Raw genomic sequence first — 14,217 nt, 5'->3', positions numbered from 1 at the left:
AAAATCTTATGTAGTTGTATTTGCATATCTTATATGTTTTGAATACAAAAATATACATTAAAAGTCATCAGCCTAATTTAAGGATTGAGCCTAAATTTTAATTGAAAACAATCTCAAAGAGATTGAAGATTTATAGCAGAAATGATAGACGACCCCAACAGGTGTAACCCCGTTGGGGTCATCGCATCTATCAGGATTAGCTGGGTTATAAATCTGTGATGCCTTTGGCATCAAGAATAATCCAAATAAATTTTAATTGAAAACAATCCCTTTGGGATTGAAGATTTATAGCAGAAATAATAGACGACAATAATAGGTGTGACCCCGTTGGGGTCATCGTATCTATCAGGATTAGCTGGGTTATAAATCTGTGATGCCGTTGGCATCAAGAATAATCCAAATAAATTTTAAATAGAAACAATCCCAAAGGGATTGAGGATTTATAGCAGAAATGATAGACGATAACAACAGGTGTGACCCCGTTGGGGTCATCGCATATATCAAGATTAGCTGGGTTATAAATCTGTGATGCCGTTGGCATCAAGAATAATCCATATTAAATTTTAAATAAAAACAATCCCCTCGCTTGGCGTAGTGTTCTACACTACGTCAGAGTGAACTGCAATGTTACATTGCAAAAATGCAACGCATTTTAAGTTTGTCGAATTGCAAAACTCTATTAAATAAAATCTATTTCAATGAGGCTTCTCAATCCTGCATAATTTCTGGCACTACTGTATAACCAATCTTCTGGTTTTTCTACAAAATTCAAAGCGTTTAAGCATCCAATCTTTACGGCTTTCTGGTTCTGTTGCTATCGCCTTTAAAATTTGTGATGCCGTGAATTTCTTAAAATCCCGAATAACATTTGATAAATTAGCTTCCTTTGCCATTGTTAGCAAATGTACATGATTGGTCATTATTACTGTTGATAATGATGTCTCGATGGTTTTTTCTACTGAAAACATCTACCCAATCAATTACTTGAAGTGTTAGGTAGTAGAGACCAGACTGGTCATAGATTTGATAGCCCTGTGGCATATTCTTAAATAGTTAAGTGTGATAAACTAATAAAATGCGTTGCATTTTTGCAATGTAACATTGCAGTACACGCTGACGTAGTGAAAACACTACGCCAAGCGAGGGATTTTAAATTTATTCCAAAAGATAATCCACATCCTTATCAAGGTCGATATCATTATGAGGACTTCGGATTACTAATTTATTCCATGGTTTCCATCTGCCCTTTAGCTCTCCTTCGTTTGTGACTTCATGGTGATAAACTATACTTTCACAAACATGGGTAGGTAAAACTAAATCAATAGGTATGTTTTTATAACGCTTGTTTGAAGCAGTTCCTTTAAAATTTACTTGTCCATTTGCTACAGTAAATTCAAAAATAGCGGAGTCCCATCTCTTTTTTCTAAATTGCCCTTCAAACATCAACATCAACATTCGGTCATTTAACCATTGAGCAGTGTTTCTTGCTGTTGAAAGTAAATCTTCAATGTAAAACTCTGTATCCCAGAAATATTTCGATTCTATCCTACCATCTGAAAAAATACGATAAGTAATTCTGTTAAAACGAGTACTATCCGAACCTTGTGATTCCAAATAATAGTCATTAATTGGATCAATTGCATCGTCTATTTTGAATAATTCTATAGGTGAAATATAACGTGCAATGGGAATATCATTATTCTCCTTTAACAAGGTCGAATCTATCCTTTTTCCTATTCCGGGATACATAAAAAATACATCATGAATGTACTTATCCCATTTTATTTCAATCCCCTCAAAAACTTCAAAAACTGCTTTAATAATTTGTTGTTCTATTTCTATAAGTTGCATAATATTTGCGTTTGAGGGTTTGGAATATCCTCGCTTGGCGTAGTGTTCTACACTACGCTCAGAGTGTACAGCAATGTTACATTGCAAAAATGCAACGCATTTTAAGTTCGTCGAATTGTAAAACCCCCGTTGCGGATTAGGCGTTGCTTTCTAAGAAGTCTTGACACACTGACGTAGTGAAAAACACTACGCCAGGTGAAAGCATAAAATAGCTTAGAGTTTTCAATTACATTCCGCAAATAGTTTAATCTCAATAACATTTCAAAAATCTTATCCCAAAATCCCTCGCTTGGCGTAGTGTTCCTACACTTCGTCATAGTGTACAGCAATGTTACATTGCAAAAATGCAACGCATTTTAAGTTTGTCGAATTGTAAAACCCCCGTTGCGGATTAGGAGTTGCCTTCTAAGAAGGCTTGACACACTGACGTAGTAAAAACACTACGCCAAGCAAAAGCATAAAATAGCTTAGAGTTTTCAATTACATTCCGCAAATAGTTTAATCCCAATAACATTTCAAAACTTCTATCTCAAAAACTTATTAAATGGTAATTGAATATTGTTCGTTTACCTTATTTTTTACCGTATAATAAGTTTCTGGAAAAATATTGAGTTTTATTTTGTTTTTGTAATTGTTTATTTTTTAAATTTAATCATCTAACAATCAGTTGATAATATTTTAGCTGATACGCCACTATAATTGGTTCAACATATATTAATTACTTTATTATTGAGTAATTATCTTTTTATCCATTGTTTTATCAACCTTTAACAAATATGCTCATGGCAAATCTACAAGACAGTGGCAACGCTGCAAACATCGCAAATTTCGAAAATTTAATTACTTATTGTTCCAATTTGGGTGCTACTTATAATCCCTCCAGAGATGCCCTCAAATTTCCTCAATTACAAACTTTATTGAGCGAAGCACAAACGGTAATGGCTGAAATTATGGCACTCATTGCTGTATATGATATAGCTTTAGAAAACCGAAAAAAACTTTTTAGTAATGTTCGTCCTTTAACTAACCAAGTGTTTAATACTTTGTCGATTTCTGGGGTAGATGATGCAGTATTGGAAGGGGCAAAATCTTTTAAACGTAAGATTCATGGAAAAAGAGCCTCTGAAAAACCTGAACCAATAATGGTTGATGGTGTGGCTACAGTACCTAAAACAAATTCTTCTTCTCAGACAAGTTTTAATTATTTGATTGAACATTTTGGTGCTTTGGTGGCTGTAGTAGCTAATCATCCTGAGTATAATCCTAATGAGGAGGAGCTAAAAGTGGCTAATCTTACACAATTTATTAATCAATTAAAACAGGCAAACACAAGTGTAATTAATAGTCATGTTGCCTTGGATTTGGCAAGGGGCAAAAGACAACAAGTATTATACGGCGAGAAAACAGGTTTAGTAGATATTGCGATGGATGTGAAAACTTATATTAAAATAGCTTTTGGTATTAATAGTTTGGAGTACAATAAAATAAAAGGAATTTCTTTTAAACGTTTCGTTTAACTTTATTGGCAAGCCCCTTCTATACAGAGAAAGAAGGGGCTTTTTTATGCCTTAATTTTAAGAGTAGTTTAATACATAAGTTTTGATAAGTAATTGATAATAAATTAAAATCACTCTCAAAGGGCTTCCTGTAAAGCACTTAAATATAGTTGCCTTTTATTACTCAGAGATAGTTAATTGGTAAAGTGCCGTAGTAATTGGTGTAAATGCGATAGTTAATTGGTAAAGTGCCGTAGTGATTGATGTAAAGGCAATAGTTAATTGGTAAAGTGCTGTAGTGATTGGTGTAAAGGTGATAGTTAATTGGTAAAGTGCCGTAGTGATTAGTGTAAAGGCGATAGTTAATTGGTAGAGTGCCGTAGTGATTGGTATAAAGGTGATAGTTAATTGGTAAAGTGCCGTAGTGATTGGTGTAAAGGCGATAGTTAATTGGTAGAGTGCCGTAGTGATTGGTATAAAGGTGATAGTTAATTGGTAAAGTGTCGTAGTGATTGGTGTGAAGGCGATAGTTAATTGGTAAAATGCCGTAGTGATTGGTGTAAAGGCGATAGTTAATTGGTAAAGTGCTGTAGTGATTGGTGTAAAGGCGATAGTTAATTGGTAAAGTGCTGTAGTAAAGTGATATTGGTCAGTAGTCAACAAAAATTCCCAAAGTTGAATAAGGTTTCAGCTTTGGGGATTTTTAATTATTGGGGATAAATATCAGTTAACTATTATTTATTTTACAGAAAACTTATAAACTGTAGTCGTTTGATACGTTTCGTTTGGTTTTAACACAGTGCTTGGGAAAGCTGGCTTGTTTGGAGAATCAGGATAGTGTTGAGTTTCTAAACATAAACCAGAACGGTGTTTATAAATAATACCGTTTTTCCCTTTGATTGTTCCATTCAAGAAATTACCTGCATAGAATTGAATAGCTGGCTCTGTTGTTAATACTTCTAATACTCTTCCGCTTTTAGGTTCATACACTGTTGCCGCAGATTTCAATGTTTTAGTTGAATCTGTCAACACCCAACAATGGTCATAACCGCCACCAGCTTTGATTTGCGTATCAGTAGTATCGTTGATACCAGCACTGATTTTCTTTGATTTCAAAAAGTCGAAAACATTACCAGTTACAGGTTTCAATTCTCCTGTAGGAATCAACGTTTTATCTACTGGTAAGAATTTATCAGCATTTAATGTTACTTCGTGCTCAAGAATATCGCTGTCTAAATTACCATTCAAATTAAAGTAAGTATGGTTCGTTAGGTTGATAATCGTTGTTTTGTCGGTAGTAGCTTTATAGTCGATTTTTAAAGCATTATCTTTTTGTAAAGTATATACTACTTCAACAGATAAGTTTCCAGGATAACCTTCTTCGCCATCTTTCGCAGTATAAGTCAATTTTAAAGCTGGTTCTTCACCTTCGATTGGCGTAGCAGTCCATAATACTTTATCAAAACCTTTTAATCCACCGTGCAAAGCGTTTACTCCGTTGTTTTGAGCGAGTGTATATTCTTTACCTTCAAGGGTAAATTTGCCATTGGCAATTCTGTTTCCAAATCTACCGATTAAAGCACCGAAATATGGCACGCCTTTTACATAACCAGCTACAGAATCACAGCCAAGAATTACATCTTCATATACTCCTTTATTGTTTGGAGCAGTCCATGAAACTACTGTTCCACCAAAATTAGAAATTTTTACTTCCATACCAGAAGCATTTTTCAAGGTATAAAGTTCAGTTTCTTGTCCGTCTGGAAGTTTTCCAAAGCTTACTTTTTCAATCATATTATTGTTGTTGTCTTTTTTTGAGGTATTGCAAGATGTCATACTAACACATGCTAATAAAAACAAAACAGCAGCTGTTTTTACTTGTTTTTTCATTGTTAAATATTGTTTTTGGGTTGATTTTTAAAATTAAGTGAAATCAAATCTAAGATTATGATGGCTTAGTAATGCTGTTGGCAAAGTATAAAATATCATTTAAAAACATCATGCTTATTGTTTCATAATGTATTCAAAAGCGTTATTAATTACTAAAGATTAATGACGCTTTTGAATTAGTGCTGAATTAGGCGTGAATGCTTATAATCCCGCAGATTTTTTGTGGTCAGCCAAGAATTTTGCCAAACCGCTGTCTGTCAATGGATGATTCAACAAAGCTAAAATAGCTGAAAGTGGAGCAGTAATAACATCAGAACCAACTTCAGCACATTTCAAGATATGAATTGGATTACGAACTGATGCCGCTAAAATTTCAGTTTCAAAACCGTAATTATCAAAAATCAAACGGATTTGTTCGATTAATTTCATCCCATCCATTGAAATATCATCTAAACGACCCACGAACGGGGAAACATAAGTAGCACCAGCTTTGGCAGCTAATAAAGCTTGTCCTGCCGAGAAAATCAAAGTACAGTTAGTTTTAATTCCTTTTCCTGAGAAGTATTTAATTGCTTTAATACCATCTTTAATCATCGGAATTTTAACAACGATATTCGGATGAAGTGCTGCTAAAGCAAGACCTTCTGCAATCATTCCTTCGTAGTCGGTAGCGATTACTTCGGCAGAAATGTCGCCATCAACAATATCACAAATCGCTTTGTAATGGTTGATTACGTTTTCTTGTCCGCTAATATTTTCTTTCGCCATTAAAGATGGATTGGTTGTTACACCATCTAAAACGCCTAAATCATAAGCCTCTTTAATTTCTGCAAGGTTTGCAGTATCGATAAAAAATTTCATTAGTTTATTGTTAAAGGTTGAAAATTAGTTTTTAGCTGTGAGCAATGAGTTTTAATACCTAAGCTTTTTTAGCTCATAGCTCACAGCTCAAAAAATATTATCTTCTATAAAACATTGAATTCCAACGCAATTCATTTTTGAATTGGTATAAATCCGTTTTATCATTAATCAATAGGTATTCTATGCCAGCGATTTCTGCGAAGTCGGCATAATACTCTTGGCTAAGTGCTTGCGAGTAAACTGTGTGGTGAGCTCCACCTGCTAAAATCCACATTTGTGCTGCGGTTTTTAAGTCTGGTTTCGTTTTCCATAATACACGAGCAACTGGCAATTTTGGTAATTCAGCCGCAGGTTCGATAGCTTCTACTTCGTTAACAATTAAACGGAAACGTCCGCCCATATCAACCATTGAAGCATTTAAAGCTGGGCCAGCAGGAGAGTTGAATACTAAACGAACAGGGTCAGCTTTGCCACCAATGCCTAAAGGATGGATTTCGCAAGTTGGTTTTCCAGAAGCGATAGTAGGACAAATTTCCAACATGTGCGAACCTAATACTTGGTTATTGTTTGGTGAGAAATGGTAAGTATAATCTTCCATAAATGAAGTTCCACCTGCCAAACCAGCTGCCATTACTTTTGAAGTACGAACCAAAACCGAAGTTTTCCAGTCGCCTTCGCCACCATAACCGTATCCGTCCGCCATCAAACGCTGAGAAGCAATACCCGGTAATTGAACCATTCCGTGTAAATCTTCAAAAGTATTTGTATAACCTTTGAAATTTCCTTGTGTAAGGAAAGAACGTAAACCAGCTTCAATTCTAGCGATTTCTACTAAGCTACTTCTTTGGCTTCCATTAAGTTTTAATGAATCCATTAAAGTATATTGTGCTTCGTATTCTTCAATCAAAGCATTGATAGCAGCATCGCTTACTGAATTAATGATACCTACTAAATCACCTACTGGATGAGTATTTACTGAATAACCAAATTTGATTTCAGCTTCTACTTTATCGCCTTCAGTTACGGCTACAAAACGCATATTGTCACCAAAACGAGCGAATTTAGCACCTTGTAAATCGTTCCAACCAGAAGCAACTCTTGTCCAAACGTTGATTCTTTCATGAACTTCTTCATCTTGCCAGTGACCAACCACTACTTTACGAGCAATGCCCATTCTTGCACCTATAAAACCGAATTCACGGTCGCCATGTGCAGATTGGTTCAAGTTCATAAAGTCCATATCAATATCAGCGTAAGGAATTTCAGCATTGAATTGCGTATGTAAATGACAAATTGGTTTACGCAAGATTTTCAAAGCATTAATCCACATTTTAGATGGCGAGAAAGTGTGCATCCAACAAATTAAACCGATACATTTTGCATCAGAATTTGCTTGGATTGCCATATTGTAGATTTCCTCTGGCGTTTTTAAAACGGGTTTGAAGACAACAGTCACAGGAATTTTTGAAGACTTGTTTAATGCGTCTGCAATAATTTTTGAATGTTCATCTACTTGTTTAAGTGTTTCTTCTCCGTAAAGATGTTGGCTACCTGTAATAAACCAAACTTCATTTTGTTTTAAGTCAATCATTTTGATAATTATAATTTGGTGAACACCAGAATGTTATGTGATAAAATTTATTTTAATTCTAATACAGCCACAGAGAATGCAGGTAATTTTACTTTCAATTGATTTCCTGAGATTGTTGCTCCAGAAAATGCTTTTGGCTGAATTTTGTTCGGATTCTCGAAAGTATTGTGGTCTCTTAATTTTTCAGCGGTTAAAATTCTTCCAGCAACTGAAACATATTTAGCACCTTTCAAATCAATCGTGATTTCTTGAGGATTTTTAGGGTCAACGTTTGTTAAAGAAATGTGTGTTAAACCTTTAGCATCTTTTGAAGCCGAAACTGAAACTGCTGGTAATTTTTCACCTTCAAATTCAAAAGTATTTGTTTTTACTTTGATTGGAAGTAAAGTAGCATCTTGGTGAACATTGTACATTTCCATGACGTGATAAGTAGGAGTGAGCAACATTTTTTCTTCTTTGGTAAGGATTACTGCTTGCAAAACATTCACTACTTGTGCCAAATTTGCCATTCTAACACGGTCAGCGTGATTGTTGAAAATGTTTAAAGTAGCCCCAGCAATCATCGCATCTCTCATCGTATTTTGTTGAAACAAGAAACCCGGATTTGTTCCATTCTCTACATTGTACCAACCGCCCCATTCGTCAACTACTAAAGCAATTTTCTTTTTCGGGTCGTACTTATCCATTACTTCTGAATGTTTTGTTACCAATTCATCCATCAACAAAGCTTGTTGCATAGTTTTGAAATATTCTTTATCAGTATATTCCGTTGCAGAAGTCTTTTTTCCCTCGCCCCAGCTCAACACTGAATAATGGTGAATGGCTACACCTTCAAGCATTTGATGCGGAATGTTTTTCATCAATGTTTCTGTCCATTTATAATCTGCATCACTCGCACCAGATGCAACTCTGAAAAGTCCTTTTTTATCAGCACCTGCCATAAAGGTTGAATACTGGCGATAAATGTTAGCATAATAATCGGCTGTCATATTTCCACCACAACCCCAAGCTTCGTTACCAACACCCCAGATAGCAACATTCCAAGGTTTTTCACGACCATTTTGCTCACGTAATTTTGACATTGGACTTGTTCCAGCACCTAAGTTGATATATTGAGTCCAGTCTTTTAATTCTTGTACAGTTCCACTACCAACATTGCCCGAAATATAAGGTTCAGTTCCTAACAGCTCGCACATATTTAAGAAATCGTGTGTACCAAAAGAATTGTCTTCAGTAACACCACCCCACCAAGTATTAACCATCGCTGGACGTTGAGCTTTAGGCCCTATACCGTCTTTCCAGTGATAAGTGTCTGCAAAACAACCACCTGGCCAACGTAGGTTAGGGATTTTTAATTTTTTTAGGGCATCAACAATGTCTAATCTAACACCATCTTTATTAGGAATTTTAGTATTGTTTTCTCCCACATAAAAACCACCGTAGATACATGTTCCTAAGTGTTCGGCAAAATGTCCGTAAATGTGTTTGTTAATGGTTACTTTACCAGAATCGGCTTGCAATGTTGCTGTATTTTGAGCATTTCCTAAGAAAGAAAGCCCTAAACAAGCCATCGCCAATAGTTGTTTTTTCATTGTTTTTTTGAGGATTTAATTGGAATAATATTTAATTGTGAATGAGTGAGTTAGTGAATGGTGAGTTGTGAATGTAAGCATAGTTGTACTCCACATTCATCACTCAAAACTCCTCACTCATTAACATCCTTGACCGTAGTAGGCACTTTTGCCATGCTTACGCTCGTAGTGTTTTTCGATAAGCGTATCTTTCAAGCGATTTACTCGTGGATTTAAAGTACAGGTCAAGTAAGCCATTTGAGCTACAGCTTCTAAAACACCTGCATTATAAACGGCTTTTTCGGCATTTTTTCCCCAAGTAAACGGAGCGTGATTTCCCAGAAGTACCATTTCTACTTCTTTATAAGAGAAACCTTTTTTCTCGAAATGATTCATGATTTGGAAGCCTGTTTCGTATTCATAATCGCCTTTAATCATTTCGTCACTCATTGGCGGAGCACATGGTACATCCACAGTTAGGTGGTCGGCGTGAGTAGTTCCTAAAATTGGAATATCCATTTGAGCCTGTGCAAATGAAGTAGCATAAGTAGAATGTGTATGCACGATAGAACCGATTTCTGTCCAATGTTTATACAATACGGCATGTGTTTTAGTATCAGAAGAAGGGCGGAAAGTCCCTTCCATCACTTTAGCATCAAAATCGCAAATTACGATTTGGTCAGCCTGTAAAGATTCGTAAGGCACACCACTTGGTTTAATAGCAAAAACACCTTTTTCTCTATCAACCACACTTACATTTCCGAAAGTAAAAACAACTAAACCCAATTTAGGAAGTTGCATATTTGCCTCAAAACAGGCTTGTTTAATATCTTGATACATGATTTTAAATATGAATTGTTATTGAAAGAGGCAAGAAGCAAGAGAAAAGAAATAAGATTTATGGCAAACTCCAAATTCCTAAAGTCTTGCTTCTTGTCTCTTTAATCTTACAAAGTCTGTGATTCAACAAATGCACCTAAAGCCTCATATTTTTCGTAAAGCTTTGCATACAGCTCAACGTTTTCTACAATAGGGAAGTACGTTTTATCAAAACCATTACCCATCGCCGAAACAGCAGTGTTTACATCTGGATAAATACCAGCCGCTACAGCCGCATACATAGCAGCACCCAAAGCAGGAGCTTGTTCAGAAGTAGCAATTTTCACAGGCATATCTAAAACATCAGCCAATGTTTGCATCACAAAGTCAGACTTTTTAGCCACACCGCCCATACCTACAATTTGCTTAATATCAACACCTTCATTTTTGAAACGGTCAACAATCGCTTTTGAACCAAAACAGATGGCTTCAACCATCGCACGGAAAATCGCAGGAGCGTCAGAACCCATTCCTAAACCCATAATAGCACCTTTTAAAGCTTGGTTAGCATCGGGAGTTCTTCTACCATTTACCCAGTCGAGAGCAACCACATTTTTTTCAGAAATAGGAATGGCTGCCGCTGCTTTAGAAAGATTTACAATGATAGAGTCTTCAATTTGTTGTTTGATTTCTGGAGCAATATCAGCATTTTGTACCGACCACATTGTTAGGTTTTTGAACCAAGCCAACAAGTCTCCAAAAGCAGATTGTCCCGCTTCTAAACCTAACATTCCCGGAATAATTGAACCATCAACCTGTCCACAAATTCCACGAACGAGTTTATCACCAATTTCATCAAAAGGAGCAACCATCATGTCGCAAGTAGAAGTACCCATTACTTTTACCAAAGTAGCCGATTCAATTTCTACGCCAACCGCCCCAGCGTGAGCATCGAAAGTACCAACCGAAACGATTGTTTCAGTACTTAAACCTAATTTTTCTGCCCAAGCTTCGGATAAATTACCCATTGCCACATCAGCAGTATAAGTATCTTCAAATAATCTTGAACGTAATGCTGCCAAACGACTATCAAATTTCCCTAAATATTCTTCCGAAGGTAAACCTCCCCACGACTCATGCCACATCGCTTTGTGACCAGCCGCACATCTACTTCTTTTTACTGCATCAACATCATTACTTCCAATTAAGACTGAAGGAATCCAGTCGCAATGCTCCATCCAAGAATAAGCTCCGTTGGCAATACTTTCATCTTCACGAGTGATGTGTAAAATTTTTGCCCAAAACCACTCAGATGAATAAATACCTCCTTCAAACTGAGTGTAGTCGATACCTCCCCAAGTACGTGAAACTTGGTTGATTTCTGCCGCTTCATTTACTGAAGTATGGTCTTTCCAAAGTACAAACATCGCATTTGGATTTTCCTCAAAACCAGCGGTTAATGCCAAAGGAGTACCAGTTTTATCAACTGCAACTGGCGTAGAACCTGTTGTATCAACAGTGATACCTTTTACTGATTCAGGATTTACTGCGGGTGCTTTTGCCAGACAATCTTTAATGGTGTTTTCTAAACCTTCAAGGTAATCTAAAGGATGTTGACGAAATTGGTTTTTAGCAGGTACGCAATATTTTCCTGCTTTCCATCTTGGATAATAAAAAACTGATTGGCTGATTTCTTTGCCATTTGAAGTATCAATAAGTACTGAGCGAACAGAATCTGTTCCATAATCAACACCGATGACGTATTGGTTTTTCATGGTTTAAATAAATTTTTGTGTCGAAATGACACAATTGTTTGTAATTTTTTAATATTCGTTGAATGTCAAGTTTAAAATAAATTGTAAGGATTGTAAGCTTATTTACTTCATTACCATTTAAAATCGGAAATGAAATTGTGGAAATCGTTGAAATTGTTTTTATATTTCTCTGCATCAAGCTGATACAAAACTGCTTTTTTCGTGGCAGAGTGTTCGTTTTTTTCCCCAGTATCAATTAATAATCCAGTAGAAATAATTTTTCGGCTGAAATTTCTACGGTCTAATTTCATATCATAGATGGCTTCGTAGAGTTTCTGCAGTTGCGGAATTGTAAATTTTTCTGGCAATAGCTCAAAACCAAGTGGGTGTAAAGCGGCTTTGTATCTTAATTGAGATAAAGCAAGATTTACCATTTTGTTATGATCAAAAATTAAATCAGGTTTATCTTTAAAATTGAACCAATATCCATTCATCGAACGTGATAATTCAGAGTCATGAGCATGAATATTAATCAACGCAAAAAAGCTAACAGAAACTGTACGTTCTACTGGGTCACGAGTGATTTCGCCGAAAGCTTGAAGTTGTTCCATGTACACATTTTCAAGCCCAGTTAATTCATTTAAAACTCTTTTTGCTCCTTCCTCTAAACCTTCCGTTTCATTCAAAAATCCTCCCATTAAAGACCATTTACCTTTTTCAGGATCAAAGTTTCGTTTAATTAAGAGTAATTTTAATTCTTCGCCATCAAAGCCAAAAATGATGCAATCAATGGCTAAGAGTATCCGAGTTTCATGTGTGTATTTTTGAAGCATACTGTTGTTTTGAAATAGATTGTGTAAACATAACACAATTTACTTAATACAACAAATTCTTTTAAAAAGAAAATTATCTCACAAATGTAATAAATTGATTTCAAAAAATTATACTTCACATTTTGATTTATGGGGGAATAAAAAAAACTCATATTCAGATAAATATTATCTGAATATGAGTTTTTCAAAAAGATTAAATATGAAAATTAAACCTTTAGAAATTTAGAGTTTTTGTCAACGCTGTTATCTTTTGTTTGTACAATAAAAAAATTAGCATTACAACTAGGACATTTGTAATATTTCAAGTCAGAAAAGTAAGATAAAAATAATTTTATCTGAAAAGGTCTTTTTACCCTGTCGCAGTGAAGGTTTCCACAGCTAGGGCATTTATTTACATTCGTCTTTCTTAAAGAATAGAATAAAAGATAGAATACTTGTAAAGCTACTATTGCCAAAACTGACAATACCAGTGGGTTGCTTAATAAATTTGTCATAATTTATGTGTGTGTTAATATTTCGATAATCAAATGAAATTACTTGTTTACCTGCTTAAGAATAAATATTAGTGGTTATCTCAGTAAACGAAAAAGTTGTTATTTTTTACTCTGTTTATTTGATTTGAAAAGTAAATCTGAGTCAATAATAAAACTAAAAAAGTATGAAAATCAATAGTTTATACTCAAAACCAAATGATTAGTAATAACTTTTATGTCGTTCAACCGATGCTAAGTTCTATATTTTTTTTATAAATGCAATGTTGAATCGTTGAAATTTTGACTTAAAAGCACAAAAAAAGGATAAGAATTTATTAACTGGTACTTTTTAGCAATAAAACGCTTAGTAAAGTTTTAATATATCTTGAATTAATTTAATTTGAAAAAAATAGGTAGATAGATTATTCAAAGAAATGATTTTGTTAGACTTAATTTTAATCCAAAATTAAGCTAATCGTTTAATCCATAGGTTAAGGAATTAACAAGATAATATAAGATAAAATACTTAGATATAACTTGAGTTGGGTCTAGCCAATACATGAAATGCTTAGTTGGGTGACTTTTTAATAAAACTTGAGGAAATTTGATTTTTCTAAGAAATCTAATTACGCTAAATGGAATTGGAAAGATTCTTTACTTAGTGCATCTGTAGAATAAACGGTTGAAATCGTAGTGGAAATAAAGTTTGCAAGGGCTTCAATAGCTGCATTATTATTGGCAGGACGTTCTATAAAAAAATTAACATTGTTTTCTGTAGGAGTATTCCAGCCAATTTGTTTCAACTTCGCCAATTGTTCTTCCGAAAGCTTACTCTCTTTCGATAGATATTGATTAGAAACTGCTTCACAAAATACATCTTCAGCACCTTTTGAACTAGCTGCTTGTATGTAATAGTCTTTTGTAATATCAATGACAAAATAATTGCTATCACCACCTTCTTTAAGAATTTTATTGATAGCTATTTTAATGAGTGCTGTATTCATCTTCTTAATTTTTTGCCAAAGTTAATGCAGATTCAAGAATATTGGTACAACAAAAAACACCAAAACCTTTTCAT

12 protein-coding genes are annotated in these 14,217 nt (G+C 34.8%); 1 reads left to right on the top strand and 11 read right to left on the bottom strand.

The window, feature by feature from the left end:
- Nucleotides 1-876: 876 nt before the first annotated feature.
- Together HNP25_RS22010 and HNP25_RS20645 are read right to left on the bottom strand one after the other, a co-directional pair.
- On the bottom strand, nucleotides 877-1,041 hold the full coding sequence (locus HNP25_RS22010; protein ID WP_310587188.1) for a hypothetical protein: 165 nt from the start codon (nucleotides 1,039-1,041) through the stop codon (nucleotides 877-879).
- A 114-nt stretch (nucleotides 1,042-1,155) separates the two neighbouring features.
- On the bottom strand, nucleotides 1,156-1,851 hold the full coding sequence (locus HNP25_RS20645) for a hypothetical protein (protein ID WP_184137498.1): 696 nt from the start codon (nucleotides 1,849-1,851) through the stop codon (nucleotides 1,156-1,158).
- A gap of 782 nt (nucleotides 1,852-2,633) precedes the next feature.
- Between HNP25_RS20645 and HNP25_RS20640 the strand changes: the two genes are divergently transcribed.
- The gene (locus HNP25_RS20640; protein ID WP_184137496.1) at nucleotides 2,634-3,368 is read left to right on the top strand and encodes a hypothetical protein; all 735 of its coding nucleotides are present in this window, start codon (nucleotides 2,634-2,636) and stop codon (nucleotides 3,366-3,368) included.
- A 159-nt stretch (nucleotides 3,369-3,527) separates the two neighbouring features.
- Here the strand turns inward: HNP25_RS20640 and HNP25_RS20635 are convergent, their stop codons facing one another.
- From HNP25_RS20635 to HNP25_RS20595, 9 genes are all read right to left on the bottom strand, one after another.
- The gene (locus HNP25_RS20635; protein ID WP_184137494.1) at nucleotides 3,528-4,010 is read right to left on the bottom strand and encodes a hypothetical protein; all 483 of its coding nucleotides are present in this window, start codon (nucleotides 4,008-4,010) and stop codon (nucleotides 3,528-3,530) included.
- A 75-nt stretch (nucleotides 4,011-4,085) separates the two neighbouring features.
- The gene (locus HNP25_RS20630) at nucleotides 4,086-5,237 is read right to left on the bottom strand and encodes an aldose epimerase family protein (protein WP_184137492.1); all 1,152 of its coding nucleotides are present in this window, start codon (nucleotides 5,235-5,237) and stop codon (nucleotides 4,086-4,088) included.
- Between the two features lie 201 nt (nucleotides 5,238-5,438).
- On the bottom strand, nucleotides 5,439-6,098 hold the full coding sequence (gene fsa, locus HNP25_RS20625) for a fructose-6-phosphate aldolase (protein ID WP_184137490.1): 660 nt from the start codon (nucleotides 6,096-6,098) through the stop codon (nucleotides 5,439-5,441).
- A gap of 97 nt (nucleotides 6,099-6,195) precedes the next feature.
- Nucleotides 6,196-7,689 carry an L-arabinose isomerase gene (araA, locus tag HNP25_RS20620; RefSeq protein WP_184137488.1) on the bottom strand — a complete coding sequence of 498 codons (1,494 nt, stop codon included), beginning with the start codon at nucleotides 7,687-7,689 and terminating at the stop codon, nucleotides 6,196-6,198.
- Between the two features lie 47 nt (nucleotides 7,690-7,736).
- Nucleotides 7,737-9,281 (bottom strand): alpha-N-arabinofuranosidase, encoded by a 1,545-nt coding sequence (locus tag HNP25_RS20615; RefSeq protein WP_184137486.1) that lies wholly within the window; start codon nucleotides 9,279-9,281, stop codon nucleotides 7,737-7,739.
- Between the two features lie 120 nt (nucleotides 9,282-9,401).
- Nucleotides 9,402-10,100, bottom strand: coding sequence for an L-ribulose-5-phosphate 4-epimerase (locus HNP25_RS20610; RefSeq protein WP_184137484.1), 699 nt, complete (start codon nucleotides 10,098-10,100; stop codon nucleotides 9,402-9,404).
- Between the two features lie 107 nt (nucleotides 10,101-10,207).
- A complete protein-coding gene (locus tag HNP25_RS20605; RefSeq protein ID WP_184137483.1) occupies nucleotides 10,208-11,854 on the bottom strand; it encodes a ribulokinase in 1,647 nt (548 codons plus the stop codon).
- Nucleotides 11,855-11,964: 110 nt separating this feature from the next.
- The gene (locus tag HNP25_RS20600) at nucleotides 11,965-12,666 is read right to left on the bottom strand and encodes an NUDIX hydrolase (RefSeq protein ID WP_184137481.1); all 702 of its coding nucleotides are present in this window, start codon (nucleotides 12,664-12,666) and stop codon (nucleotides 11,965-11,967) included.
- Nucleotides 12,667-13,765: 1,099 nt separating this feature from the next.
- Entirely contained in the window at nucleotides 13,766-14,143 is a 378-nt protein-coding gene (locus HNP25_RS20595; protein WP_184137479.1) for a TY-Chap domain-containing protein, read from the bottom strand.
- Nucleotides 14,144-14,217: the final 74 nt, after the last annotated feature.

It is taken from the genome of Arcicella rosea, from assembly GCF_014204325.1.
In the GTDB taxonomy this organism is placed as follows: Bacteria; Bacteroidota; Bacteroidia; order Cytophagales; family Spirosomataceae; genus Arcicella; species Arcicella rosea_A.
This window is presented reverse-complemented; position numbering and strand designations above follow the sequence as displayed.